A 26,575-nucleotide genomic window follows, 5' to 3' on the forward strand; every position below is an offset into this window, starting at 1 on the left:
TCGACCCGTACCCATTATTTGGGTAGATAGTTATGAAAGTTGGAGAAAAAACCCAAAAATAAATCTTTATATTCTCTGAATATCCATACTAATACAGGAGTGATAATTATCGTGCTTATAAGACTATAAAACACCATACGTCTTTTATTAGCACCAAGTGCCTGGAAAGCAAGTACGGTGGCAAACGTCCCTATTAGAAACGGGCCTATCACAACGGCGTAAAAAAGCCCTTTACCAGTTACAAATTTCGTAAGGGTCTTCCCCCTTTTCTTGTCAATGTATGTCTTTATTCGCGGGACACTCTCAAGCCTGTTGATCAGAAAAACCATTATAACCGCCACTAAAAAATTAGCCAGACCGACTACGACCGTTAACCAAACCGCAGGCAACCCAAACCCAATACCAAGCGGTATTGAGACCCCTCTGCCTGTAAGGGGATTAATCGTGGTAAAAACAACTGTCATCCATTTATCAAATATACTCATACTATGAGAAAATAAGTATAAATATGAAATTTGCAATCGTACCAATATCCTATGTCTGTTTTATGCGTACAAATTTGATTGCAAAAGCTGCAAGTAAATTTTATACTGCCGCCGATGGATAGAAAGCTCTTAAATGAATACGATAAGCCTGCGAAAGAGCATTATTACATACTTTTCTTGAGCTGGGCAGGCTGGGTGTTTGACTTTTATGATCTTACACTCTACACTTTTCTCCTTATACCAATAGGTAAAGAACTTCACCTGACCAACATGCATCTTTCTTATATACTCGGCATTTCATTAGCTGCTACGGCCATCGGCGGTATACTATTTGGAGTACTTGCCGATTATTTCGGCAGGCGCAGCGTTTTGCAATGGACTATCATTACTTACAGTATCGGTACATTCTTGAGCGGTCTTGCACCGGATTTTAATTTCTTGATATTATTTAGAATAATTACCGGTATCGGTGTTGGCGGAGAATGGGCAACGGGTCAAACTTATGTGGGGGAGACGTTCCCGCCTAATGTAAGGGGCAGATTTGGGGCATTCATGCAGACAGGTGCACCGGTAGGTGTAGCTCTTGCAGCACTTGTTGGAGGGTTCTTATCTCCATTGATAGGCTGGCGTGCCTCATTTATGATTTCTGTACTCCCCGCCGTGCTTGTTATCATAATAAGAAGAAAGCTGCCCGAATCTGACTTATGGGAAGAACGCAAACGTTTGATAAGTTTAAATCAAGTATCATCGCAGGTTATAAAAGAGGAGACCGGCAATAACTTTTTAGAGCTGTTTTCCAAAAAATATGTTGGCATGTTTATAAAGGCGCTCCTGCTCGGCATATTCCTTATGTCTGCTTACTGGTTTACGTACTCATGGTTACCCGGTTACCTTTATGAACAAAGACATTTTTCAATTACGAAATCGGGTTTGTGGATGATCATTACACAAACAGGCGGTTTTATAGGTTATGGCACTTTTGGCTTTGTAGCCGACAGGCTGGGTAGAAGACCCGCGTTTACAATATACGCATTTTTGATGGCAGCAGGACTTGTTATGATAACATTGATGTGGAGTTTTATTGCCAGTTATCCTTACATAATTCTTGTATTCATGTTTATGGTAGGTTTTGGTACTGGATTTTTTAGCGGCTATGGCCCGCTTATGTCGGAATTATTCCCTACAAAAATCCGGAACACAGCCATGGGAACTGCATTTAATCTTGCGCGGGGAATCCAGTTCTTCACACCAGTTATAATTGTTATTGTGTCAAGGTATTATGGGCTTGGCGGCGGGATATCTATTGCTGCACTTTTCGCCATACTCGTAGGATTATGGGTATGGGTATTCCCGGAGACGAAAGGTAAAAAACTTACAGCGTTAACCCAAAAAATGGAATAGGACACAATGTTTACCTTTCTACAAGCCTCTCCCAATGACGGGTCGTCTGCGGAACAGCACACAATACCTCCACAGGCCATTCATAAGTTCGCGGTCGTAATACCGGTCTATAATCATGAATCCAGGCTCAGGGCTGTCGTTGAAAGCGCCATGAGCCTCCGCCTGCCGGTCTATGTCATAGATGACGGCTCAACGGACGCAACTCCAGGCATCCTGAAATCCATCCCTGGTATAACGGTCATCAGTCATTCTACAAATCTCGGGAAAGGCGCAGCCCTCATGACCGGTTTCACGGAAGCTGCAAGGACGGCGGATTTCGCTATCACGATAGACGCAGATGGCCAGCATGACCCGGCAGACGCCGTTCATCTTATGGCCCCTTTGCAATCCGGTATCCATGCGATTGTTATCGGCAGGCGGGAAAACATGCTGAACGATACGAGAATAAAATGGACCAGCCGCTTTGGAAGAAAATTTTCGAACTTCTGGGTGCGTATGTCCGGAGGGCCCGTGCTGTCGGACACACAGAGCGGGTTCCGCATATATCCAATCCATGAAATACTGGGCATTAAGTCGGTGTCCAGACGGTTCCAATTTGAGGTGGAAATAGTTGTGCTTGCGCATTGGAAGAGCATACCGATCGTTGAGGTCCCGGTCAAAGTGCTGTATCCATCAAAACAAGACCGTATATCCCATTTCCGTCCCTTCGTTGATTTCTGGAGGAATGCAGGGACGTTTACCATGCTGATTGCCATGAGGATCCTTTTGCCGTTGAAGTTGAGGCGGAGGCTGATACAAAAATGAACGGGCAATCATCCTTGATCAGATGGAAGGCCGTTGTCGTGGTCATACTTGCGTTTACAGTTTTATATATAGCCGGGGTGCACGGCCTCACGATAGAAACCGATATAACAGCAAGCCTGCCCAAAAATGATCCGGTCATTGCGGATGCCCGGTACGTTATCACCCATTATCCTGTATTTGACCGTGTTTTCATCGACATTGGTGTGACCAAGCAACATACGGATGACGGGCTTCTTATGACCGCTGCAACATATATGCAGCAGGGGCTGCGTGCAAGCGGACTATTTAAAGAGGTGGGATTAGGCACATCGGTCGATGCCATGCCGCTCCTCTTGTCACATATAGTCTCCAACCTCCCGTCGATGTTTTCCCTGAAGGAACTGGAGACCTCGGTCCTCCCGTTATTGGGCAGCGCTTCGCTCCGATCTCTCATGGATCGAAACATGGATATCCTGCAGGGGCTTGAGGGTATGGGCCAGTCCGGTTTGATCGCCCGAGATCCCCTGGGACTCAGGAACATTGTACTGGCACGTATGGCATCACTCCTGCCTGTTCACGGTGCCACCATTAACAATAACTTTATTATGAGCAGGGACAGAAGGCACATCCTTATCATCGCAGAGCCAAAACAATCCTCGACAGATACTAACTTTGCATTGAAAATAAATGCACTTATAAACAAGCTGATCGCCGAAATAGATCAAAAAGCCGGAGGAGCACAACAACAAATCTCAATCACACCGATCGGCTCATACCGTGCGGCTATCGACAATGAAACCATTGCCAGAAGGGATACGATGCGTGCACTGCTCCTCTCTACGATTGGGATCGCACTGCTTCTTTTGATCAGTTTCCCCAGATGGTATATAGGACTTATGGCACTTGTCCCGGCCCTGGCCGGGACAAGTGCGGCACTCTTTGTTATGTCGCTCCTCAGGCATAATTTATCCATTCTTGCCATCGGCTTCGGCGGGGCCATTATCTCTATCAATGTTGATTACGGTATTGCATATCTTCTGTTTCTCGATCAGGCGCAAACAACCTCCGGAACCTACGCATCAAGGCAGTCGTTCTGGGTTGGGCTTGGAGCGTCTCTAACCACAGTGGGCTCGTTTCTTGCATTGAGTTTCAGCGGGTTTCCAATCCTTGCCGAGATAGGCTGGTTTACCGCCATGGGCACACTCTTTTCTTTTGCATTTGTCCATACGATATTCCCGCTGGTTTTCCGCAGGGTATCCCCTGCCAGGCACCGCGGCATTATGCCCATGGAAAAGATCACGAGCCGCCTGGTACTATCGAGTGGATGGACCGCGTTTATTGTGGCAGGTATCTTCGGACTGGTTATGGCATTTTTTGCCAGGCCCGCGGTAAAAGCCGATGTGGAGGCCATGAACACGGAGAGTGCGGCTACGCATATTGCGGAAAGTAATGTAAAGAAAACATGGGGAGACATACTATCGGACACCACGTACATCCTTATCCAGGGAAGTTCTGTTAAATCGCTGCAGGACCGTGCAGACAGGCTTGATACCTTTATCAGGGCTCGTATGGCATCCGGTGTTGTCCGCTCCGGGTTTTCGCCATTGTCTATTTTTCCCGGTGAGGCCCTGGCTCGGAAGAACGAGGCCGCGTGGAAAGCCTTCTGGACAACACAGCGGGTTCAATCCCTGCGCGGTAAAATCGCACATGTTTCAAAGCTTGTCGGTTTTTCCCATAATGCCTTTGAGCCGTTTTTTGAGAAACTCATGGTCCGCAGAGCTTATGATACAGCTATTCCCCGGCAACTTTACGGGATGCTCGGCATATCAAGGGGCTGGGACAACAATACATGGATGATGATAAGTGCCGTGCGGCCTGGACCGTACTATAATCCGGAGATATTCTATAAGAATCTTTCCGGAGCAGGCATAGGTAAAATGCTTGATGCCCATTGGTTCACCGTACGGTTATCAAATCTGCTTTTCACTATGTTCGTTAGAATGGGCATACTGTGCGGAGTAGGTCTTGTCGTGGTTCTGGTGTTTTATTTTATGGATTTTATACTGGTAATACTTGCATTGGTCCCGGTTGCATTTGCCCTGGTGAGTACCTTCGCGACATACCATTTTCTGCATCGACCCCTGGACATTCCGAGTCTGTTGCTGGTTGTGGTCGTGTTCGGTATGGGAAGCGATTATTCCATCTATTTCATCGGGGCATATCAGCGTTATTTTGATGAACACGACCCTGCCATGAGTCCCATACGTACCGCGGTCTTCCTCAATGCAGGTTCCACCATTACCGGCCTCGGCGTTCTGGCATTTGCAGGACAGGCCATGCTGAAGAGTGCTGGACTGAGCATGGTGCTCGGGCTTGGCTATGCCCTTATCGGAACAGTTACACTTCTGCCGCCGATACTGAGGGTTCTTTACGCACCAAGGAAAAAAGGAATTATGCCGGCGGTTGCAGCGGGCTCTCCTGAACATAGAGCAAGGGTATTGTCCTCGTATAGATACATGGAGACATACGTCAGGATGTTTGCCAGGTTCAAGATCAAGTTTGACCCGATGTTTTCACAGCTCGCGGATTTTGTCGGGCCCAAGGATAAGGTTATGGATCTCGGATGCGGGTACGGCGTTCCTTCTGCGTGGCTGATGCATCTTTACCCTTCCGTGTATTTGTTCGGTGTGGATCCGAATCAAGACCGTGTGCGGGTCGCGCGGAGAGCATTGGGTGATCGCGGGACCGCTGTCCATGGCGAGGCGCCTGATTTCCCGAAGCCTCCGCATGCATGCGATGCAGTCCTCATGCTCGACATAATCCATTATCTTTCCGATGAGGAATTTGCGCAAACACTTGCATCCTCGTCTTCCTGTCTTAAGCCCGGGGGATCCGTGGTGATCAGGGCGACAGTCCCTTCATCAAAACATGTGCCGTGGGAACGGTGGCTGGAGCAGAGCAGGCTCACACTCAGGGGGCAAAAATATTATTTCAGGACCAGCGAAAGTATCGTTCAGATTATCTCAAAGGCCGGTTTCACCCTGACATATTCCGGCGATTCTGCGAAGGGAAGAGAGGAGACCTGGTTCGTCTGCATGACAGTGGAGCACAGCCAAGAGCCGCTATGAAAGGTCTGTTCTACAGGTGCATATCTTTCCTGTCCCGTATCTTCGGGCTCTGGATCGTCTCAGCATCCGCATGGATAATTGTTACCGCCTACTTTATTCTTATGCCAGGAAGGACAGCCAACAGTGTCAGATTCTACCGTGCATTATATCCCGGGAGAAATGTCTTTTACCACGTATGGTGCGCATGGAGGCAGTATCACCATTTCTCAACGGTTTTTGTAGACAGGCTTATATTCGAGAAAGAGGAAGGGCTGAACTGGGTCGGTGAGGGATTGGACCATCTTTCCTCAGCAGCAAAAAGAGGTGAATACGGCATACTGCTCACGTCGCATTTTGGAAATTGGGAGGCAGCGGCACGCGGGCTCCAGACACTGGACTTTAAGATCCTTTTGTATATGGGGTCGCGGCAATATGAACAGATCGAGGCACAGATCAAAAAAGACCTCGCAGACCACGGGATCACCATCATAGCTGTACCCAAAGACGCCGGTACACAATTTGAAGGACTCGCAGGCCTGCGTTTCCTGAGGAACGACGGGTTTGTTGCCATGGCCGGAGACCTTTTATGGAATAATGAGGAAAAATCCATCAAGGTTAAATTTCTCGGCCATGATGTTTTCCTGCCGCAGGCACCGTATGTCTTTGCCCTTGTCCTTGAAGCACCTATCTTCGTGTTTTTTGTCATGCGGACCGGGAGGGCGAAGTACAGGATCGTTGCCCATCCGCCGATCTATGTAAAAGCTGGATCTCGGGAGCATCGCGAAGCAGCAATACAGAATGCGGCACAACAGTACGTATCGTTACTGGAACAGACCGTACGGCAGTACCCTGATCATTGGTACCACTTTACACCTATGTGGATTGATGGTACGGATAGTCAAAACATAGGTTAGAAAACCGTTCTTCCCGGCTTTAGTAGTTCGTCTGTAACGATTATTCCGGAACCGTCTACCCTGACTATAAAGAATGTATCTAAAACGACTATTTTTACATTTACCATTTAGCGTATGTTCTTTTGGAAGATTTGAAATATGATCTTGATCATCAAGATAACCTTCTCGTCCTGCAGAAACAAGCCCATGATCGTATTGATCAATGCATTGCCTTTTGTGGTTATGGAATCTCAATTCTTCATCCGTCAGTCCCACTCGATTTCACTCTTCCGTTAAACGGTTCCTACTGGACTTTTGCAGATGATAGTGCTATCATTACAATTCAAGGAGGTATTTGTATGAAATTAACGCCGCTTGATATACAGCAGCAGAGGTATAGGAAAACGTTTAGGGGCTATGATGTTAGAGAGGTTGATGCCTTCATGGAGCTTGTAAAGAATGAGATGGAAGAAGTCGTTACGGAAAACAATGACTTAACACAGAAGCTTAAAGAGAAAACGGACAGCCTGCAGGAGTACAAAGAGCGAGAGCAGACAATAAAAGAAACAATGCTTACCGCCCAGCAGCTTAAAAATGATATAAGTGCTAACGCACATAAAGAGGCCGAGATCATAATAGCAGAGGCAAAGATAAAGGCAGAAGAACTAATCAATAATGCACAGAACAGATATATGGAGATCATAAACGAATTAAAAGAGCTACGAAGGCAAAAAATTCAACTTGAAGCAAGTCTGAGGGCGATACTTGAAACGCATTTAAAGATGCTTGAGACCGAGGTCATAAAAGAGGAGCACGTCATAGATGAAAAAATTTCAATAATAGCAGGCAAATCCAAGATATCAAATGGCAAGCAGTCATAAAATATTGTGTGTGACTGTCAAACCATTATCTTCTAAAAGTGAGCTCATTCAAAAGGATAGAGAGCTAAAAGCATATCTTAAATCACCGCCTATTGACGGTAAGGCTAATGAAGAATTAATTTATCTGGTAAGTAAACAATTTAATGTAAAAAAAACGGATGTTAAAATTATAAGTGGGAAGACATCAAAGAAAAAACTCATACGCATTTTAACATAAAAGGAGCTTTTAAAAATGCCTATTTATGAATACAAATGTTTAAGGTGTGGTAAAACATTTGAAATAACGCAAAAGATCACTGCAAAACCAATTACAAAATGTCCGGAATGTGGCGGAGATGTGAAAAAGCTTATATCAAACTCCAGCTCTTTTATCTTAAAAGGTAGCGGATGGTATGCAACCGATTACGCGCGTAGAGATAATAAAGAGCCAAAGAAACCAATTGAAACTAAATCAAAGCCGGAGACCAAAAAGGCGAATACAGCCTGACATCTAAAAAAATATAAATTTCGTGGTTATTCTCTTTACCATATTGTTTGTTTTTTTATTTCCTTCAAATGCCTTCTGCTGGGGACCCATTACTCATATTGATTTTGCAGTGGAGGTTTTAAATCTTTCACAATATGTTGCGCCGAGAATTGCAGAACTTATAATGACATTTCCCTATGATTATCTTTACGGCAACATAGGGGCGGACATTGTTATAGGTAAAAATTTTACGGAGTATGAGTATCACTGTCATAACTGGCTTATAGGTTTTCAGGTACTGAAATCAGCCCGGAGTAATCATCAAAAGGCATTTGCTTATGGATATATAAGTCACCTTGCAGCAGATGTAATAGCGCATAACTATTTTGTCCCGAATAAGATCATTACGAGCTACAGGAAAAAGCTTTTACCTCATCCCTACTGGGAAATCAGGTTTGAAAAAATGATAGACGAATCCTCTGCAAACATTATTGGTAAAACATTTAAGCAAAGGCATGTAGATGATAACGACCTGCTAAAGGCAACACTTGAAAAAACGCTATTCTCATTTTCTACAAATAAAAGGCTGTTCAATGGATTGATGTTTATGACAAGAAAAAAGTTTTTACGAGGGATATTCCATAGTCTAACATCAGACAAAAAATGGGGCTTCACAAAAGAGGAATTCCGGGAGTATAAGCTTTATTCTTTGGATGCCGTTTTTGATGTACTTATAAACATAGATAAATCTATCTACACAAGATTTGATCCAACAGGCAATGAGTTAATAAATGCGAGTATTGGTATTCGCAAGCAATTAAACCGTTTGCATAAAAGAGGTATGCTTACAGATCCTCTAAAACAGGAATTAACAAAGACGATCATTCCGCACCTCCAGCCTGGTATATATTCCCTCCATGAAGCACATATAAAATAATGCCCCTTATCTTTACCGGAGATGTAATGTAAAAAATGCCGATCCTGCTTCGTGCACATTTGTTGCTGCTCTCGGTATTCGGCATGAAATGCCCCCTTTTTTTATGTTGCTTAGACAGATGCGTATTTCAATGTTGTCCGAACAGCACAAGATATGTTATACGCGGTATATGAGAATCTTTATCCAGCAGATTGTTAACGGCATTACAACAGGGAGCGTTTACGCGCTGATAGCTCTTGGTTATACGATGGTTTATGGGATCATAGAGCTCATAAATTTTGCCCATGGAGAAATATATATGATCGGCGCTTATGGCGGGCTGATAGCTTTAACAATACTCGGGGCTACGCATTCTTCAGGTGCAGGCATTATCGTTGTTTCTATTGCTTCCGGAATGCTCTTATCAATAGGATACGGATTGACTGTAGAAAAATTTGCTTACAAACCTTTGCGTGATGCCTCAAGGCTTTCATTACTTATTACCGCACTTGGTGCTTCCATATTTCTGCAGAACTTTGTTATGATAGGGCAGGGTTCTTCGGATAAGAGGTATCCGGTAATTAACATTCTTAATCCCGTATTTTCGGTACACGGCATTTCTATCAGTACAATGCAGATCATAATATTTGCTGTAGCAATTACTGTTATGATTGGTCTTGATCTCTTTATAAATAAGACAATGACAGGTTGGGCAATGAAAGCAGCTTCACAGGATCTAACGACCGCGCAGCTTGTTGGTATAAATACCGATAACATCATTTCCTTAACGTTTATTATAGGCTCAGGACTTGCAGGGGTGGGTGGTGTACTGATAGGTTTTTACTATGATATTGTGAATTTTTATATAGGCTATCTTATGGGTATGAAGGCTTTTACTGCTGCCGTGCTTGGTGGAATAGGTGATGTCCGAGGTGCGATGGTTGGAGGTATATTGCTCGGCTTGCTTGAGAGTCTTGGTGCTTCCTATGTCTCACCTAATTATAAAGACGCCTTTGCATTTATCGTGTTGATCATTATTTTACTTATAAAGCCTTCGGGTCTGTTCGGCAGGACAAGATGAGATTTTTTACAGAATTGCTAAAATCTTATGTAATCCCTGTTGTGTGGACTTTTGTTATTGCTATACCAATAATGGGTATACAAAGGGCAATCTTTGCCGGAGTCTTTATAATGATAGGTTTGCTCATATACAATTTCTTTAAAAAGAAAAGCCGTAACAACACGGATGCAGAAACGTTTTCGCAGATAAAAAAGAAACTTTCAGGCATTATAACTTACGGATATCCCGGCATATTGGCAGCAGTAATAATAATTCCGCTATTTTTAAATAGCTATGATATGGATATACTTACATCAGCATTATTATACTCAATGCTTGCACTTGGATTGAATTTGCTTGTTGGGGATATGGGCTTATTAAATCTCGGATATATAGCATTCTATGGTATAGGTGCTTATACTTACGCGATTCTCGCAACAAAGCTTGGTGTTGGTTTCTGGATCAGTATATGGGTAGGCGGCATAGCGTCTGCACTAATAGGCTTGATCATAGCTATTCCTACACTCAGGTTAAAGGGTGATTATTTTGCAATTGTCACACTCGGTTTTGGAGAGATCATCAGGATAATTCTTAACAACTGGAATAGTCTTACGAACGGTCCAAACGGTATAATGAATATTCCAAGACCTCTTTTGTTTAATTTATCATTTGATTCAGGATTAAACTTTTATTATCTGGTTCTTTGTTTCTTATTATTACAGGTTTATTTACTTTACAGAATAAAAAAATCAAGGTTCGGCAGATATTCTGTTGCTATTAGAGAGAATGAATCTGCATCAGAAATGATTGGATTAAATGCTTACAGTATTAAATTAATATTTTTTATGGTTAGTGCATTTTTTGGCGGGATTGCGGGAGTTTTGTTTGCTTCAAAGCTGAGATTTATATCTCCCGATAGCTTTACATTTATAGAATCGATTTATGTTCTTGCAATGGTTATACTGGGGGGCATGGGCAATATCCCTGGCGTTATAGTTGGGGCTTTTGCCCTTGTTGTTATCCCTGAATTATTGAGGAGCTTTGTCGTATACAGAATGCTCATTTTCGCACTGCTGCTTATAACAATAATGCTTTTCAGGCCGGAGGGGTTATTGGGTAAAAAGGGTTATGGGAGATAGAACCGTATTGAAAGTTGATGATGTAAGCCTGATGTTTGGAGGTTTAAAGGCTCTTGATCGTATAAGTTTAGAAATGGAGAAGGGAGAGGTGCTGTGTATAATAGGACCCAATGGAGCCGGGAAGACAACGTTGTTTAATTGTATAACAGGCTTCTTAAAGCCTTCGGCGGGCAGGATTATATACGATAACAGTATAGAGTTAACAGGTAAAAAACCCCATACAATAGCTTCTTACGGCCTATACAGGAGCTTTCAAAATCTTGCACTGTTCACACACCTTACGGTACTTGAGAATATCCTTATAGGGGGATTAAAGAGAAAGGACGTGTCTTATAATATTATTGACGCATTGTTTTATACCTCAAAGTTTAAAAACGGAGAATATTCATTAAAAAAAGAGAGCGTACAAATTTTAGAGTTTCTGGGTCTGGCAGATAAAAAGGATACCTATACAAGTGAGCTGCCTTATGGAAAAAGGAAACTGCTCGAACTTGCAAAGGGGCTTATAACAAAACCGAAATTGCTTCTGCTGGATGAGCCTGCTGCAGGGCTGAATACAACCGAAAAGGTTGAGCTGGTAAATGCAATAAAAAAGGTTGTAGCGCAAAAGATAGATGTAGTTATTATAGAGCACGATATGCGTTTTGTGTCTGATATCGCAAACTGGATTGTTGTTCTTGACTACGGTAAAAAGATTGCAGAGGGTTTACCTGAAGATGTAAAAAAGGATAGAGCAGTTATAGAGGCGTACATAGGTTCATAATGAAGATGGTTTGAACAGTGTGTATAATGTTAGCATAAGCCGGTTTAAAACCCGTTCCTGTTTCTCAACCCTGTATTCAATCTGCATATACATGAAATTGTACTTGACTTTCAGATTTATCCACTTACATTTCTCATTTTATTCATCAGAAGTGGTGTAATATGAAGCGGGTTTTTAAATGTATTATAACTATCTTACTTATTCTTCTTAAGTTTTTTCAACGCTGTAGCAGTTGTTAAAACAGCAGCATACAAAGTAACTTTGTGGGCACCTCCACCCGATTCTCTTTCGGGTTTGCAGGGGTATTGCAGCAATTGTCTTTATTGTACATGGGATTCTATATGCGCGAATAACAATTGGAGAGCACTTCTTACTGAAGGGGGATGCTCTTTTGATTGTAATTTTAATCTTTTAAGTTGTGCTATGTATGCTGATTATCATGGATGTCCTTCGACGTATTGTACGGGTGGTTACCCTTCTTAGGCATTACCTCCTTTTACCGGAAAAGAGTTTATAGAAACGGTGGCAAAAGAATTCGGGACAAGTCCGGGTTACCGGGTCCTTTCAAGGTGGATGGTAAGGATGGCGGGGCTGTTTCAAACGACCATGGCAGAGCTGTATGAGATGCACTATCAGAACGAGTTCGATTATCTTTTCGATTCTTCAAAATTCCAGAACGCATTCGGGGTTCAGCCCGTGTCTTACCTGCAGGGGATCAAAGAGACCATACAGTATTATCAGCAGAAAAAGAGGGACAGTTGTCCCTCTTCTATTATTATCTCCCTCCTGTCCATAGAGAAAGAATAAAAAAGGCGGGCTTGCGCCCGCCCCGATAGTCTTAATTCAGAATTTGTTTCTCAGTAATTTCCGCCGCCCTGGAACTGCGGGCATGTGCTGTCGGTAAAGTACGAGCACGGGAAGTACTGTGGACCTGTAGTTGTATTAACAATTTCATTGACTGTGGTACCACCATGCACAATTGTCAAGAATGTAGCCCCAAGGTTTTCGTTAAGCAGGCTTACAGACTCAACGGATTATTTTAAGACTTGACAATACAGTCTTTGTACAAATATTATTAATGTGTCATTGTAAAATAAATCATTATGAACATAAAAGACATTTCAAGGGATGGATTTAAGCTTAATCTTATAAAGGATAACGCATGGTTTATGGCCATGCTGGGATTAAGGGCTGTTGAAATAGACAGCATAAATAAGGAACTCGTATCGAATCTGGATATGCACCTTGAAGATAGCGGTGTAATTGATATACACGGCAATGTGCGTGTTGATATTAATATAAAGTGCGTAAGGTGTTTAAATTTATTTCATTACATTATTGATAAGCAATTTACCGTAATGCTTGAGCCTTACAGTAACAATTTTCAATCATACCATGAATTGAAAAAGGAAGAGCTTGATACGGAATTTTACACAAATCATGACTTTGAACCGGAGAATATCGTTTTTGAACAGGTTATGATAAGCTTATCCATGTATCCTTTATGTAAACCTGATTGTAAGGGATTATGCAGCATCTGCGGTACAAACTTAAATGAACACCAGGATCATGTATGCAAAAAGGCTGTAGAAGAGGATAATCCATTACGGATAAAATTACAAAGATTGAAATTAATAAAAGGAGCTAAATAATGGCACAGCCAAAAAGAAGACATTCAAAATCAAGACGGGACAAAAGAAGGGCAAATTACAAATTGGAAGCAACAGCTCTTGTTGCCTGTCCAAGGTGCAGTCAGTTGATGAAACCTCATCATGTATGCCCCACATGTGGTTATTATGACGGAAAAGAAATAGTAGAGGTAAAAGAAATTTAATAACTATGAAAGTTGCGTTTGATGCTTTTGGAACCGACGGCTCTCCAGATACTGAGATAAAAGCGGTTAATGAGGCAATAAAACAGGGTATCGAAGTAATACTCGTAGGAGATAAAGAAAAACTTGCATCCGTGGACTCACGGATAGAGATCGTTGATGCAAAAGAGATAATTACTATGGGTGAATCTCCCTCTCTGGTCATAAGGGGCAAGAAGGATGCTTCAATGCGTGTAGCAATAGAGCTGGTTGCAAAAGGAAGGGCTGATGCAGTGGTAAGCGCAGGGAATTCGGGGGCTATGATGGCATTATCCATGCTTATCTTAAAAAAATTACCGGGCGTTTACAGACCCGCAATAGCCGGTGTGATGCCGAGTTACAAAGGGCACACCGTATTTATAGACATGGGTGCGAATGTAGATTGTAAACCCGTTCACCTTGTTCAATTTGCTGTAATGGGCAGTGTTTATGCAGAAAAATTATTCAATATAACTAATCCAAACATTGGTTTGCTTAGCAATGGAGAGGAAGACAGCAAGGGGAATGAGTTAACCCATCAAACGCATGAATTGTTAAAGAAAACATCTTTAAACTACAAAGGTTACGTTGAAGGTAAAGATATATACACTGGGGATGTGGATGTTATTGTAGCAGATGGGTTTGTGGGGAATACGGTTTTAAAGGCGAGCGAAGGCGTTGCTGACATGATAACAAAAATGATAAAGGACAGCTATAAAGCATCTCCTATAAGCATACTCGGCTATCTGCTGTCCGTAGGGGCATTTAACAGACTGAAAAAACGCATTGATTATGCCGAGTACGGCGGAGCCCCTCTCATAGGCATAAACGGGCTGTCAATAATAAGCCACGGCCGTTCAAATGTAAAAGCACTTGTCAGCTCACTTGCATTATCAAAAAGATTTTATGAAACAAGGCTCAATTATGCAATAATAGAAGAACTCAATCGCAACACCGCATTACTTAACAATATAAATGAGGAGAACCTATGAAGATTGCATTCATTTTTCCCGGGCAAGGTTCTCAATATGTGGGAATGGGTAAATCACTTTATGATCATTTTGATATTATAAAAGATTACTATGATAAAGCAGATAAGACACTTGGATATAGCCTGAAAAATCTGATGTTCGAAGGACCTAAAGAAGAATTAACACTAACGTACAATGCGCAACCCGCAATACTTACGATGAGTATAGCGGTTCTTGAACTTGTAAAAAGCAAAATAGCTATAGAACCACTGGTGTGTATGGGGCACAGTGTTGGAGAGTACAGCGCCCTTGTAGCAGCAGGTGCCATAAGCTTTGAAGAGGCTGTTTACGCTGTAAGAAAAAGAGGTGAAGCTATGCAAGCGGCGGTAAAACCTGGTGAAGGAACAATGGCCGCTATTATAGGAGCTGACGAACTTGCGATAAAACAGTCTTTAACCCAGGCCCAGGCATCTGTAGGCGGGATTGCAGAGATAGCAAATTATAATAGCCCTGAACAGATAGTAATTGCGGGTAATGTTATCACTGTTGAAAAAGCTATGAGCCTATTACATGCAAAGGGTGCAAAACTGGTTAAAAAACTTGAAGTTAGCGCCCCGTTTCATTCAAGCCTTATGTCGCCTGCCGTACCTGTTATGGAAAAAGTATTACAGGATATTAGCTTTAAAAATACAAAATGTCCGGTCATCTTCAATGTTGATGCGCAGCCCCATTCATTAGCCGAGGATATGTACCCTTTGCTTTTAAAGCAGATTGCGAGTTCCGTAAGATGGACGGATACAATTTTATACGCAATAAAGCATGGTGTCGACACTTTTATTGAAATGGGACCAGGTAATGTCCTCACAATGCTTGTAAAACGTATCAACCAATCTGTAAAGTTTATTAATGTAAACGACGAAACGACACTTGAACGATTATACGCCGCCGTACAATAATATGGGATGGGATTTTTCAGATAAAATTGCGGTTGTTACCGGAGGAGCAAAGGGTATTGGTAGAGCGATAACAGAAAAATTATTGTCGTACAATACTACTGTAATAATTATTTATAATAATTCACAAGAGGATGCCGAGAATGTCTGTAAAGCTGCAGAAAATGCCGGAAGAAAAGCTTACGCAATCAGGTGTAATGTTACAAATCCTTCAGAGGTCAAAAACGCATTTGAATATATAGAAAAAACCTTTAAAAAACTCGATTTTCTTATAAACAATGCCGGTATCACAAAAGATAATCTATTAATAAGAATGAAGGATGAAGAATGGCTTGATGTCGTTTCTACAAACCTGAACGGCGTTTTTTATTGCACAAGATCAGCGGTTAAGCTTATGTTGAGAAAGAGATACGGCAGAATAATAAACATATCATCTATTGTTGGCATATCCGGTAATCCGGGTCAGTCAAATTATGCTGCAACAAAAGCCGGGATAATAGGCTTTACAAAGGCCGCAGCAAAAGAGATGGGCGGGAAAAATATACTTGTAAATGCTATTGCGCCTGGTTATATTGAAACAGATATGGTTTCTGTTATGCCTGAAGAGTTTAAAACCATGATACTCGGGAACATACCTCTGCACAGGTACGGGACACCTGAAGATGTTGCCGGCTTAGTATGTTTTCTATTATCGGATGATGCCGGTTATATAAATGGTGCTGTTGTAGATATAAACGGTGGTATACTTTAAGAAGTTTAATAAAGGAGGAAACAATTATGTCATTAGAAAAAGCGGTAAGAGAACTTATTGCTGATCGGCTGAAGCTCGATCTAGAACAGGTTCAGGTGAATGCAAGATTTATAGAGGATCTCGGGGCAGACTCTCTTGATATCGTCGAGATGATCATGCAGATGGAAGAGCTTTTTGGTGTAACGATCCCGGATGAGGATGCAGAGAAAATCAAAACTGTAAATGATGCTATTTCTTATCTAAAAGAAAAGGGAGTGAATGCTTAAAAGAAGGGTTGCTATTACAGGTATTGGTACTGTTAATCCGCTTGGTAATAGTACGAAAGAAAGCTGGTCAGAACTTATCCAGGGAAATGGGGGGATCAATATTGTATCAAGGTTTGATCCGGCAGAGTGCGAAGCAAAAATTGCCGGCGAGGTAAAAAATTTTAATCCTGAAAATTTTATTGAGAAAAGGGATATTAAAAAAATGTCTCTTTTTATTCAGTATGCAATAGCTTCTTCTTTAATGGCTTATGAAGACAGCGGTCTTACGAAAGATCATATTGATCCTGAAAGGCTCGGGGTAATTATTGGCAGCGGTATGGGTGGACTTGAAAGTATTGAGTTCTACCACCGGCTTCTATTGTCGGATGGCCCAAGAAAGGTTTCTCCATTCTTTATACCAATGACGATCGGCAATATGGCAACAGGTTACGTTGCGATAAAACTTGATGCAAGGGGCCCGAATTTATGTATTACAACTGCATGTACATCCGGTGCTCACTCTGTAGGAGAGGCGTTCAGGTATATACAGAATGGGCTTGCGGATGTGGTCTTTGCGGGTGGAGCGGAATCAACGATAACACCTCTTGCGTTCGCAGGGTTTACCAATATGAAGGCATTATCAACAAAAAATGATAATCCCGAAAAGGCTTCAATGCCGTTTGATAATGAACGCGATGGATTTATTCTGGCAGAGGGCGCAGGAATACTTGTGCTGGAGGAATATGAGCATGCAAGGTCGAGGAATGCAAGGATCTACGCAGAGATAATTGGATATGGAGCAAATGGAGATGCGTACCATATTACCGCGCCTTCTCCTGAAGGCAAAGGAGCAACCGATTGCATGAAGCTTGCAATAAGTAATGCCGGTATAAAGCCGGAAGAGATTGATTACATAAATGCTCACGGCACTTCTACAAAATACAATGACCTTTATGAGACAAAGGCAATTAAAACCGTATTCGGTGAGCATGCATATAAATTAGCTGTTAGTTCTACAAAAGGTGCTACCGGACATTTGCTCGGTGCAGCAGGCGGTGTTGAAGCCATATTTACGGTACTTGCAATTTATCATAAGATTGTCCCGCCTACAATAAACTACTCAACTCCAGATCCGGAATGTGACCTTAACTATGTCCCAAATAATGCAATAGAAAAGGAAATCAGATTTGCCCTTTCAAACTCTTTTGGTTTTGGCGGGACAAATGGTGTATTATTATTTAAGAGGGTAGAGGATTGAAGATTGCAATCGCATCAGACCATGCGGGATTTTCTTTAAAACAGGAGATTTTCAGGTTTTTAACAGAAAAACATATAGAGGTGAAGGATCTCGGTACATTCACAGAATCATCCGTTGATTATCCAGATTATGCATTAAAGGTAGCAGAATCTATTTTTGCAAACGAGGCGGAGAAAGGGATACTCATTTGTGGAACAGGCATTGGCATGTCCATTGCCGCAAACAAGTATCCCCATATTATTGCAGCGCTTGTTTACAGTACTTATACTGCTGAAATGGCGGCAAGGCATAACAATGCAAATGTAATCACGCTGGGTGGAAGAACAATGGATAAAAAGGATGCATTAAAATGCGTAGATATCTGGCTTAATACACCATTTGAACATGGCAGGCACGAAACCAGGATTAACAAGATCCTCAATAGTAAAACAAACAAGAAAGGAGATGGATCTTATGGAACACCTTAAACATACAGACGTAGATGTGTATAACGCCATTTTAAAGGAAATAAAGAGACAGCAAAATACACTTGAGCTTATCGCCTCTGAAAATATTGTAAGCAGAGCAGTGCTTGAGGCAATGGGTAGCGTTATGACAAACAAGTACGCAGAAGGCTATCCCGGGAAAAGATACTATGGGGGCTGCGAAAACATGGATACAGTAGAGCAGCTTGCAATAGACAGGGCAAAAGAGCTTTTCAAGGCGGACTATGTTAATGTTCAACCCCACTCAGGTGCACAGGCAAACATGTCTGTGTATTTTGCCTTTCTTAATCCCGGGGATACCATTATGGGTATGAACCTGGCGCACGGCGGACATCTTACTCATGGTAGTCCTGTAAACTTCTCGGGCAGGTTTTACAAGGTTATACCGTATGGGGTAAGAAAGGATACGAGAACAATCGATTACGATGAACTTGAAAAGCTTGCGATGGAGCACAGGCCAAAGATGCTCATCGCCGGTGCATCGGCATATCCAAGGACAATAGATTTCGAAAGATTCTCAAAGATAGCCAAGTTCTGCAATGCATATCTCATGGTTGATATGGCACACATCGCAGGACTTGTTGCAACGGGCCTACACCCGAGTCCTGTACCATGGTCTGATTTTGTTACAACTACTACCCATAAGACACTGAGAGGCCCTCGTGGAGGGGTTGTTATGTCTAAATCGGAGCACGAAAAACAGATCAGATCTCAGGTGTTCCCCGGCATGCAGGGCGGCCCGCTTATGCATGTCATTGCTGCAAAAGCAGTATCATTCAAAGAAGCGATGTCGGAAGGGTTTAAACAGTACCAGAAGCAGGTTGTTAAGAATGCAAAACTGTTTGCAGAAGAACTACTTAAAAGAGGCTATGATATTGTATCGGGAGGTACCGACACACATCTGTTTCTTGTTGATCTTACATCAAGAGGCATAACAGGCAAGGATGCTGAACATACGCTTGAGATAGCAGGTATTACGGTAAACAAGAATGCGGTACCTTATGACGAAAAACCGCCTGCAGTAACAAGCGGATTGAGAATCGGAACGCCTGCAATAACATCAAGGGGTATGAAGGAGCCTGAAATATTATTAATCGCAGAGTATATTGATGAGGCTTTAAAGAATAAAGATAACAATACAAGACTTGAGGAGATAAAACAAAGGGTTGTAAAATTGTGCGGTAATTTCCCGATATATGAAGATTTAGTCTAACAATTATGAAATGCCCGAAATGCGATTATCTTGATACTGCTGTTATAGATTCACGCATGACAAAAGACGGCTCTTCTATTAGAAGACGGAGAGAATGCCCGAAGTGTAATACACGGTTTACAACTTATGAAAGAATGGAGACTGCTGCGTCTCTTATGGTGATAAAAAAGGACAATAGAAGAGAGGTATTTGACAGGCAAAAGATCAAGCAGGGTATAATAAAGGCATGCGAGAAAAGACCTATAAGCATGGACACCATTGATAAGATTGTAGAAAGGATTGTAAAAAAGTATGAAGACGCTCCTGAAAAAGAGTTCGCCTCGACCCGTATAGGTGAAGATATAATGATGGAGCTTAAAGAGCTTGATAAGGTTGCTTATGTTAGGTTTGCTTCTGTGTACAGGGAGTTTAATGACATAAGTGAATTCATGGATGAATTGGAGAGTCTGTTGAAAACAAAGTTAAAGAAACCTGCCAACAAGAAGTAAAATACCCCTTTCTTGTTAAAAAACAATTCTATCCGGCTTTTGTATCTATTGCAAAGTTTGCGAGTTTGTCTGCCTCACGATTCAATTCTCTTGGTATATGTTTTACTGTTATACTATCAAAATTGACCATAAGCCCCAGGTATACCCTGAATAACTTTTTTAGGTTTGTATCCTTTACAGCGTAATCACCGTTTACCTGTGAGACAAGCAGCTGGGAGTCGGACAGAATCTTTACTTTTTTAATATGTAATTCTATAAGCTTTTCAAGTGCAAATAGAAGGGCATTATATTCAGCCACATTGTTTGTTGCATGGCCCAGATATTTACTGAAACGCATTGGCTCCTTTTCTACACCATAGACGACAACACCACATCCCGCGTCTCCAGGATTGCCCCTTGATGCTCCATCGATATATACTACTATCCCGCTATCCATTATCCAGCATTACCTGTTTTATTAATGCCTCCACCGAGAGTTCAATAACATCCTGTTTATACATTGTCATCTCATTCTTGTAACTCAATTCCATAAGCCATGCCTTTATCGCACCCTTATCCTTACCATCGTGTATTTGTTTCTGTATTTTCTCTTTTATAGAATAGGCTGTGTCTATGGATTCTCTTATACGATTTAATGCCTCGTTACCTTTAAAATAGGTTGTATGACCGAGTCCTATTATATCAGGCCGCATTGATTCTATAAGCTTTAATGATTGCACGTATTGCTTAAAGCCAAAAAAGAATAAAGGCATATTGCTGTTATCCGAATAGTAAAATCCCGCTGAATCAGATATGAGCATAGTACCTTCTGATTTTATGAATAAAGATAAAATGCCAGATGTGTGGCCGGGGGTTGCAATTGCCTTTATATCTTTATTAATGATCGTATCTCCATTATTGATCTCTGACGTTACCTTAAATCCTTCATCGGAGACATCAAAGGTTGTTTCTCCAAGCCCCCTGTACACATCAACAAAATGCCTGTCCTCTATCATGAAATTTTGTATTACCTGTTGTTTCAAAAGCCGTTCTTTTGTTTTGGTTGATGAAAGCACAAAAGCCCTGTTAAAATGCTTGGCCAAATGAGGTAAACCTGTTGTGTGATCTGCATGCTCGTGAGATATAACGATATATCCTATGTCTTCTTTTTTGATATTAAGTGCATTAATCTGATCAAAGATTTTTTTTGATGTAGCTGTTACACCTGCTTCAAAAATGATATAGGTATCATCTGCCTTTATAAGATAGGAAATAAACCTGCTATCCCCTAACGCATAAACCCAGTCGTTTAGTTTAAAAGGAAAACATTGTTTCATCAGGATATGTTTAAAAAGTATAGCAAAAATAGTCAAGAGTTAACTCAAAAAAAGTAGTAAAAAGTTTTAGGTACAATTTTCCATTTTCCTCGCAGCATGCTGCGAGGAGTAAATAGAGCGTGATACCTTTGTTAGCTGTCATTCATGCGAAAGTAGAAATCCAGTTCTTTTGCCTTGCTTTTCTGGATTCTCATTTACACATGAATGACAGGCAAGCAGTAAACTTGTAGGTTTCGGTCTTACGTTAACAAATAAAAGTTACAGCTATTTTTTATTCTTTATAGAATCCAATAACTTCTGTGCAAGCGGTTTGTCAAACATAGCCCAATCCGCTCGGAATGTGGGAGTTGTAAAAGTTAACACCTTATTAAGGATCTCTCTGGCTTGATCATATTTATCATCTTTTATATAAACCTTTCCCATTATGGCCATGGAGAGAGTAAAGTTTGGATCAACCTTTAAGGATCTGTTCAGGTAATCAAGTGCCTTTGAATCACTGCCTCCTGCTATCCACGGAAGTTCGTAGTACATCTCGCCGTAAGCCTCAAGTACATTGTAATTGTTTTTATCAAGTGCATAAGCCTTACCAAGATACTTCTTAAAATCCGGAAGCATGAATAATGAATTTATCACACCTTTATACTGGCTTATTCTTCCGATATTTGCAGCACACCAGAAATAACCCTGAGCGCCTTTTGGATTTAATGCTATTGCTTTCTTTGCAGCAGCCTCACCGGCTTGATAGTCCTTTAGTGTATTCGTATGGGTCAGCTTTGATTGATCCCCCAATGTTAAATAAGCCTTCGACAGCATGTTGTAGGCTTTGTACTGGATCTGAGGTGCATCGTTCTCCATTATGATCTGATTATACATGTCAATAGATTTCTGGATATTTGTTATATCCTTGTCATAATCATTGAATACCTTATTTGCATCTTCGAGTGTGAGTGCATAGGCGCTTACCGATAAAGCGAATGTTAGAGCCACAGTCAGAATTGTTAAAATCTTTAATTTAAACATATTTCCTCCTTTTATGTATTATTGATTTTATATATCCCAATACATTTGATTAATCAAGGATTCGTATTGTTACATAACAACAATCTATAAACCCCGCAATCTCTAATATACTATGATTTGTTTAAAAGATCTTTTACGGCTATACTAAAACCGGCTGGACCTATCGCGTTAATCTTTTGTACTGCTAACTTAAAATGGGTAAATGTATTATCGGGCTTTTTTACTGCATAAGGTATCATAACATTAGCAAGCATAGGCTCATCGTTTTTGCCTTCACCTATACCAACGGTTGTTAGATTATTATGTGTGTTTTTGTAAATAGAAATCAGTTTACTTACGCCTTCTCCCTTGTCGGTATTACCCATAAGATGATAAAACCTTGTACCAGCATAGACCTTTAGGCCATTGTCATATGCAACTTTTGTTATGCTTTCTATTACATCCTTTTTTTTTACAAGAAACGGTTCATCATACAACCTCTGTTTAGCCATGCCTGCAAGATACTCGCTAAGGTTCAGGTACTTTGCAACATCACGTACAGACATATCACCAAACCCCACAATATTATCGCCGGATTCTTTTTTCATCTCTGCAAAAACCTGTCTGATCTTCTTATAATCGGTTCCAAGTTCTATGGTTACATAGCCGCCAAATTCCTTATACTGTTTGTAGGGCTTGAGCGGTTTAAACTGTTTAAATTGTTCTACCGGTATATAAATTGCGCCCCCGTTTTCGACAATAAACGGATCAACGTTATTCGTTTGTTTTCTGAAGTACAAAACTTCTGTGTAGGATTTACTCGTACAAAAGATGAGGGGTATATCATACTTTTTCAGAAGTTCAATTCCGTTTGCAGAGGCTTTTGGAGAGTAAGTATTATAGTCAAGCAGTGTTCCGTCAAGATCGGTAAAAACGATCAAAAATCTTTTAGGCATTGTTTATACTATATCCCATGGTTTTGGTAAAAAAATACTATTATACTTGGCAAGCGCATATCTGTCTGTCATACCGGATATAAAATCGGTGATCCGTTTTTCAAGAGGATCCTTTATAACATAAAAACCCGCTTCTTTCTCAAACAGTGACGGATTATCTTTATAATAATAAAATAATTGTGTCAGTATGTGCTCGCATTTCTCTAACTCTTTATGCACAACATCACTCTCGTACACATGTTCGTATAAAAAGTCCCGGAGCATATTAAGTGAGTCCATGACATCATTCTCTATAGAGATCGTTTCATAGTCGATTGCCGATGTTGCAGAAATCACACTTTTTACCATTGAATCGATGCGTTTTGAATATGTGTTACCCAGTATTTTAACGGCTTTTCCAGGCAGATTGCTTTCTGTTATAACACCCGCCCTTATCGCATCATCTATATCGTGGTTTACATAGGCAATAATATCTGCAAGCCTTACAATTCTGCCTTCAAGCGTTACCGCGGTGCAGTCAGAAGAGCTTGACATAATCGGTCCCTTGCCTTTTGAATGTTTTGATATCCCATCCCTCACTTCAAACGATAGGTTTAGACCTTTACCGTTCCTTTCGAGGACATCGACCACCCTGAGACTTTGAATATAATGTTTAAACCCTTTAGGGTTTAACTTATTCAAAACGAGTTCGCCAGCATGACCAAATGGTGTATGTCCAAGATCGTGGCCTAGCCCTATTGCTTCGGTGAGTTCCTCATTAAGTCTTAATGACCTGGAGATCGTTCTTGCTATCTGGGTAACCTCAAGTGTATGTGTAAGCCTTGTTCTGTAGTGATCCCCTTTTGGCAGGAGCAGTACCTGCGTTTTATACATAAGCCTTCTGAACGACTTGCTGTGCAAAATGCGATCCCTGTCATGCTGGAATATGGGTCTTATGGCACATGGCTTTTCCCTCCTGACTCTGCCTTTTGAGTTTACACTAAGCATGGCCACTGGGTGCAGAGTTTGTTTTTCCTGCTGTTCTAACATTTCTCTGATAAGCATGTGTTTATAGTACCATCGTTTAATTATGAATGTAGAGGCAATTCATGAGCTGCCGCTACAACAAAACAACCCCGTTTTCTTTTCGCCGTGTGACTGCTCTAATAATATGGACGGCTGCATGGGTTTACCCATACAAATCGTGAACCAGTGCAATGACGTATACATATGCCTTATTTCACAGCAGGCGGTGGATGCGTTATTGCGATATTAAGATTAGCGGCAGAATCATTTTGATCAAGCATATCCCTTGTCAGGAAAAGGCTGCTGTTATTGTGGCAATTTGTACAGCTCGATATGCTGTCACCTCCATTTTGCGGGGTAATAAGCTGTATGTTATGGGGATACGTATTCTGCCATGTCGGCACAAGATCAAAACCCGGAAGAAGACCAAACCCGAAATAATCAAAAGTATCCCTTGTGATGGGGTAATGCCTTACGGTTGTATAGATATAGGATTCTGTTGTTATATCGTTAAGCCCGATCCTGAAATCCGTTTGTGTGAACTGTGCCGCACCTATATACTGATTTCCCGAGTACATGCTTATATAATCATACGTGTTTTTATAAGGTAGTGAGTGACATACGGTGCAATTGAGAGTTCCCATCTGTGGTATGTTGTGTTCTGTGATACCCGAAGTACCATTGGTAACATCGGTATGACACATACCGCATTGGGGCATCTCCTTTACCTGCCACATTGTTGTATAGGTTATACCATCACCGTGTATGCCGTTGCTGTGACAGTCCTTGCATTGAAAGCCGAGATTATAATGAACATCGGGCGGATTGCTTGATAGACCTTCAAATTCCTGTGCTTGTGTTGTGTGGCACTGATTACACGTGTCCTGCATTGATGCGACTGTAAATTCATGTCCTTCGATCAGTCCGCCGGTAATTGGTCTTTGCACATGACAACCGCCGCAAGATGCATGGCAGGTCTGACAGTCTACTTTGTTTGGAGTGTTTAAATTGTTATAGTATGAACAGGAGATTTTCTGTAAATAAGATTTCTCCCCGGCAAGGGTGTAATGCAAGCTGGTTGTATAGCTCTGGACAATCCCTGCATGGCAATTTGCGCATACCGTATTTGGATCAAGAGATGGATCGTTTACGATACCATTGTGTGCCTGAACCATTGAAGTGGTAGAAGAATCTCCTTTATGACAGTCCACGCATTGCATAACGTTATGCGGGGAATTCAAAAAAGCGGATGTAACAAGGAAATCGGCAGGATTTATGGAGGAAGCCGATGCCTGAAGCATCGAAGCACTTGTGTGGCATACTTTACAATTATTTATGTTGTTTACTTCACTTTTGCCGCACCCTGCAATCACCAGAGCTATAAACATAAGAACTAATAGCTTTTTCATCCCGTCCTCCTTTTGACGATATAAAAAATATCAAAAATAATAATGTATGCCTGCATTTATAGTATCAGCAGAAATGCCAAATGCTGTACCGTATCCATCGAGATATTTTACACCGAGATCGAGCTCGAGATTAAACCCGAGATTCGGAAGTCCCTGAAAGAAAAATTCTATACCGCCTAAAGCACCAAGGCTGAAACCCGTTTTCATCTCTACTCCTGTAGCTGTTGAAACCGGTTGATTAAAAACGTATAAACCAGCGCCTGTATACAAGTTCATATTGGCTTCTTCCATTACATTATACAGGAATTTACCTCCGAGCCCAAACGATGTCTGGCTGCTGCCGTTGTTTGGTGAAAAATTCAGAAAGGCAAAATCTCCCTGAATCCCCATGTCTTTGTTAAACCAGTACCTTGCAGATGCTGCATCAAGATGCTGGTTTATGCCTATCTGCGAATTAAAACCGGCACCAATTCTTTCACTGAGATCCTTTGCCCATAGCTTGGGAACAATACCTACACTCAGCAATCCCATTAAAACGAGTACTTTTATCTTCATAAACAGCTCCTTTATCATGTGTTTTTTGGATATTAACAAAATCTAATATATAAGCAAGCAAACTCTTCAAAAAAATGCATATAAATAAATGAAAGGAACTCGCCTCTGGTTTAAGAATTTTGAATCCGGTATCTATGTTCACCAAACTTCAGCAGTGCTTTTGATTTTAAAATGACAAAAACAAATATCTATTTGACTAACACCTGTATCACATATATCATGCTAACA

At 41.4% G+C, this 26,575-nt stretch carries 30 protein-coding genes; 22 read left to right on the forward strand and 8 right to left on the reverse strand.

The window, feature by feature from the left end; genetic code table 11:
* Positions 1–14: 14 nt before the first annotated feature.
* Entirely contained in the window at positions 15–485 is a 471-nt protein-coding gene (locus tag M1381_01885; GenBank protein ID MCL4477838.1) for a hypothetical protein, read from the reverse strand.
* Between the two features lie 114 nt (positions 486–599).
* Between M1381_01885 and M1381_01890 the strand changes: the two genes are divergently transcribed.
* The 22 genes from M1381_01890 to nrdR all read left to right on the forward strand — a co-directional run bounded on the left by M1381_01890 (position 600) and on the right by nrdR (position 20,107).
* Entirely contained in the window at positions 600–1,886 is a 1,287-nt protein-coding gene (locus M1381_01890; GenBank protein MCL4477839.1) for an MFS transporter, read from the forward strand.
* Positions 1,887–1,985: 99 nt separating this feature from the next.
* Positions 1,986–2,690 carry a glycosyltransferase family 2 protein gene (locus M1381_01895; GenBank protein ID MCL4477840.1) on the forward strand — a complete coding sequence of 235 codons (705 nt, stop codon included), beginning with the start codon at positions 1,986–1,988 and terminating at the stop codon, positions 2,688–2,690.
* Positions 2,687–5,797 (forward strand): methyltransferase domain-containing protein, encoded by a 3,111-nt coding sequence (locus tag M1381_01900; GenBank protein ID MCL4477841.1) that lies wholly within the window; start codon positions 2,687–2,689, stop codon positions 5,795–5,797. Before M1381_01895 ends, M1381_01900 begins: the two co-directional genes overlap by 4 nt.
* Entirely contained in the window at positions 5,794–6,690 is an 897-nt protein-coding gene (locus tag M1381_01905) for a lysophospholipid acyltransferase family protein (protein MCL4477842.1), read from the forward strand. The genes M1381_01900 and M1381_01905 overlap by 4 nt, the downstream gene beginning before the upstream one ends.
* A gap of 338 nt (positions 6,691–7,028) precedes the next feature.
* Complete coding sequence (locus M1381_01910; protein MCL4477843.1) at positions 7,029–7,550, forward strand: DivIVA domain-containing protein; 522 nt, start codon at positions 7,029–7,031, stop codon at positions 7,548–7,550.
* A complete protein-coding gene (locus tag M1381_01915) occupies positions 7,534–7,767 on the forward strand; it encodes a DUF167 domain-containing protein (protein MCL4477844.1) in 234 nt (77 codons plus the stop codon). Before M1381_01910 ends, M1381_01915 begins: the two co-directional genes overlap by 17 nt.
* A 15-nt stretch (positions 7,768–7,782) precedes the next feature.
* A complete protein-coding gene (locus tag M1381_01920; protein MCL4477845.1) occupies positions 7,783–8,037 on the forward strand; it encodes a zinc ribbon domain-containing protein in 255 nt (84 codons plus the stop codon).
* A gap of 22 nt (positions 8,038–8,059) precedes the next feature.
* Entirely contained in the window at positions 8,060–8,953 is an 894-nt protein-coding gene (locus tag M1381_01925; GenBank protein MCL4477846.1) for a zinc dependent phospholipase C family protein, read from the forward strand.
* A 169-nt stretch (positions 8,954–9,122) separates the two neighbouring features.
* Positions 9,123–10,013, forward strand: a complete 891-nt coding sequence (locus M1381_01930; GenBank protein ID MCL4477847.1) for a branched-chain amino acid ABC transporter permease — start codon at positions 9,123–9,125, stop codon at positions 10,011–10,013.
* Positions 10,010–11,131, forward strand: a complete 1,122-nt coding sequence (locus tag M1381_01935) for a branched-chain amino acid ABC transporter permease (GenBank protein ID MCL4477848.1) — start codon at positions 10,010–10,012, stop codon at positions 11,129–11,131. The genes M1381_01930 and M1381_01935 overlap by 4 nt, the downstream gene beginning before the upstream one ends.
* Complete coding sequence (locus M1381_01940; GenBank protein ID MCL4477849.1) at positions 11,121–11,894, forward strand: ABC transporter ATP-binding protein; 774 nt, start codon at positions 11,121–11,123, stop codon at positions 11,892–11,894. The genes M1381_01935 and M1381_01940 overlap by 11 nt, the downstream gene beginning before the upstream one ends.
* A 582-nt stretch (positions 11,895–12,476) precedes the next feature.
* Complete coding sequence (locus tag M1381_01945; GenBank protein MCL4477850.1) at positions 12,477–12,701, forward strand: hypothetical protein; 225 nt, start codon at positions 12,477–12,479, stop codon at positions 12,699–12,701.
* 296 nt (positions 12,702–12,997) lie between these two features.
* Positions 12,998–13,546: a DUF177 domain-containing protein gene (locus tag M1381_01950; GenBank protein MCL4477851.1), complete on the forward strand. Its 549-nt coding sequence runs from the start codon at positions 12,998–13,000 to the stop codon at positions 13,544–13,546.
* Positions 13,546–13,728, forward strand: coding sequence for a 50S ribosomal protein L32 (rpmF, locus tag M1381_01955; GenBank protein MCL4477852.1), 183 nt, complete (start codon positions 13,546–13,548; stop codon positions 13,726–13,728). Before M1381_01950 ends, rpmF begins: the two co-directional genes overlap by 1 nt.
* 5 nt (positions 13,729–13,733) lie before the next feature.
* Positions 13,734–14,735: a phosphate acyltransferase PlsX gene (gene plsX / locus M1381_01960; protein MCL4477853.1), complete on the forward strand. Its 1,002-nt coding sequence runs from the start codon at positions 13,734–13,736 to the stop codon at positions 14,733–14,735.
* Positions 14,732–15,670, forward strand: a complete 939-nt coding sequence (gene fabD / locus M1381_01965) for an ACP S-malonyltransferase (protein MCL4477854.1) — start codon at positions 14,732–14,734, stop codon at positions 15,668–15,670. Before plsX ends, fabD begins: the two co-directional genes overlap by 4 nt.
* Positions 15,642–16,418 (forward strand): 3-oxoacyl-[acyl-carrier-protein] reductase, encoded by a 777-nt coding sequence (gene fabG / locus M1381_01970; GenBank protein ID MCL4477855.1) that lies wholly within the window; start codon positions 15,642–15,644, stop codon positions 16,416–16,418. The genes fabD and fabG overlap by 29 nt, the downstream gene beginning before the upstream one ends.
* Before the next feature lie 23 nt (positions 16,419–16,441).
* Positions 16,442–16,684 (forward strand): acyl carrier protein, encoded by a 243-nt coding sequence (gene acpP / locus M1381_01975; GenBank protein MCL4477856.1) that lies wholly within the window; start codon positions 16,442–16,444, stop codon positions 16,682–16,684.
* Positions 16,677–17,921, forward strand: a complete 1,245-nt coding sequence (gene fabF, locus M1381_01980; GenBank protein ID MCL4477857.1) for a beta-ketoacyl-ACP synthase II — start codon at positions 16,677–16,679, stop codon at positions 17,919–17,921. Before acpP ends, fabF begins: the two co-directional genes overlap by 8 nt.
* Positions 17,918–18,388 carry a ribose 5-phosphate isomerase B gene (rpiB, locus tag M1381_01985; protein MCL4477858.1) on the forward strand — a complete coding sequence of 157 codons (471 nt, stop codon included), beginning with the start codon at positions 17,918–17,920 and terminating at the stop codon, positions 18,386–18,388. The genes fabF and rpiB overlap by 4 nt, the downstream gene beginning before the upstream one ends.
* On the forward strand, positions 18,375–19,619 hold the full coding sequence (locus M1381_01990) for a serine hydroxymethyltransferase (GenBank protein MCL4477859.1): 1,245 nt from the start codon (positions 18,375–18,377) through the stop codon (positions 19,617–19,619). Before rpiB ends, M1381_01990 begins: the two co-directional genes overlap by 14 nt.
* Positions 19,620–19,624: 5 nt before the next feature.
* The gene (gene nrdR / locus M1381_01995) at positions 19,625–20,107 is read left to right on the forward strand and encodes a transcriptional regulator NrdR (GenBank protein MCL4477860.1); all 483 of its coding nucleotides are present in this window, start codon (positions 19,625–19,627) and stop codon (positions 20,105–20,107) included.
* 28 nt (positions 20,108–20,135) lie between these two features.
* On the opposite strand, the gene M1381_02000 is transcribed toward nrdR, so the two are convergent.
* The 7 genes from M1381_02000 to M1381_02030 all read right to left on the reverse strand — a co-directional run bounded on the left by M1381_02000 (position 20,136) and on the right by M1381_02030 (position 26,347).
* Positions 20,136–20,543 carry a ribonuclease HI family protein gene (locus M1381_02000; protein MCL4477861.1) on the reverse strand — a complete coding sequence of 136 codons (408 nt, stop codon included), beginning with the start codon at positions 20,541–20,543 and terminating at the stop codon, positions 20,136–20,138.
* Complete coding sequence (locus M1381_02005) at positions 20,536–21,423, reverse strand: MBL fold metallo-hydrolase (protein MCL4477862.1); 888 nt, start codon at positions 21,421–21,423, stop codon at positions 20,536–20,538. Before M1381_02005 ends, M1381_02000 begins: the two co-directional genes overlap by 8 nt.
* A 264-nt stretch (positions 21,424–21,687) precedes the next feature.
* Positions 21,688–22,443 (reverse strand): hypothetical protein, encoded by a 756-nt coding sequence (locus M1381_02010; protein ID MCL4477863.1) that lies wholly within the window; start codon positions 22,441–22,443, stop codon positions 21,688–21,690.
* 110 nt (positions 22,444–22,553) lie between these two features.
* Positions 22,554–23,378, reverse strand: a complete 825-nt coding sequence (locus tag M1381_02015) for an HAD-IIB family hydrolase (protein MCL4477864.1) — start codon at positions 23,376–23,378, stop codon at positions 22,554–22,556.
* Between the two features lie 3 nt (positions 23,379–23,381).
* A complete protein-coding gene (locus M1381_02020; protein MCL4477865.1) occupies positions 23,382–24,422 on the reverse strand; it encodes a deoxyguanosinetriphosphate triphosphohydrolase in 1,041 nt (346 codons plus the stop codon).
* 170 nt (positions 24,423–24,592) lie between these two features.
* A complete protein-coding gene (locus M1381_02025) occupies positions 24,593–25,792 on the reverse strand; it encodes a cytochrome c3 family protein (GenBank protein MCL4477866.1) in 1,200 nt (399 codons plus the stop codon).
* A 30-nt stretch (positions 25,793–25,822) separates the two neighbouring features.
* Entirely contained in the window at positions 25,823–26,347 is a 525-nt protein-coding gene (locus M1381_02030; protein ID MCL4477867.1) for a hypothetical protein, read from the reverse strand.
* Positions 26,348–26,575 lie beyond the last annotated feature (228 nt).

Source organism: Deltaproteobacteria bacterium (assembly GCA_023382265.1).
Classification (GTDB): domain Bacteria; phylum JAMCPX01; class JAMCPX01; order JAMCPX01; family JAMCPX01; genus JAMCPX01.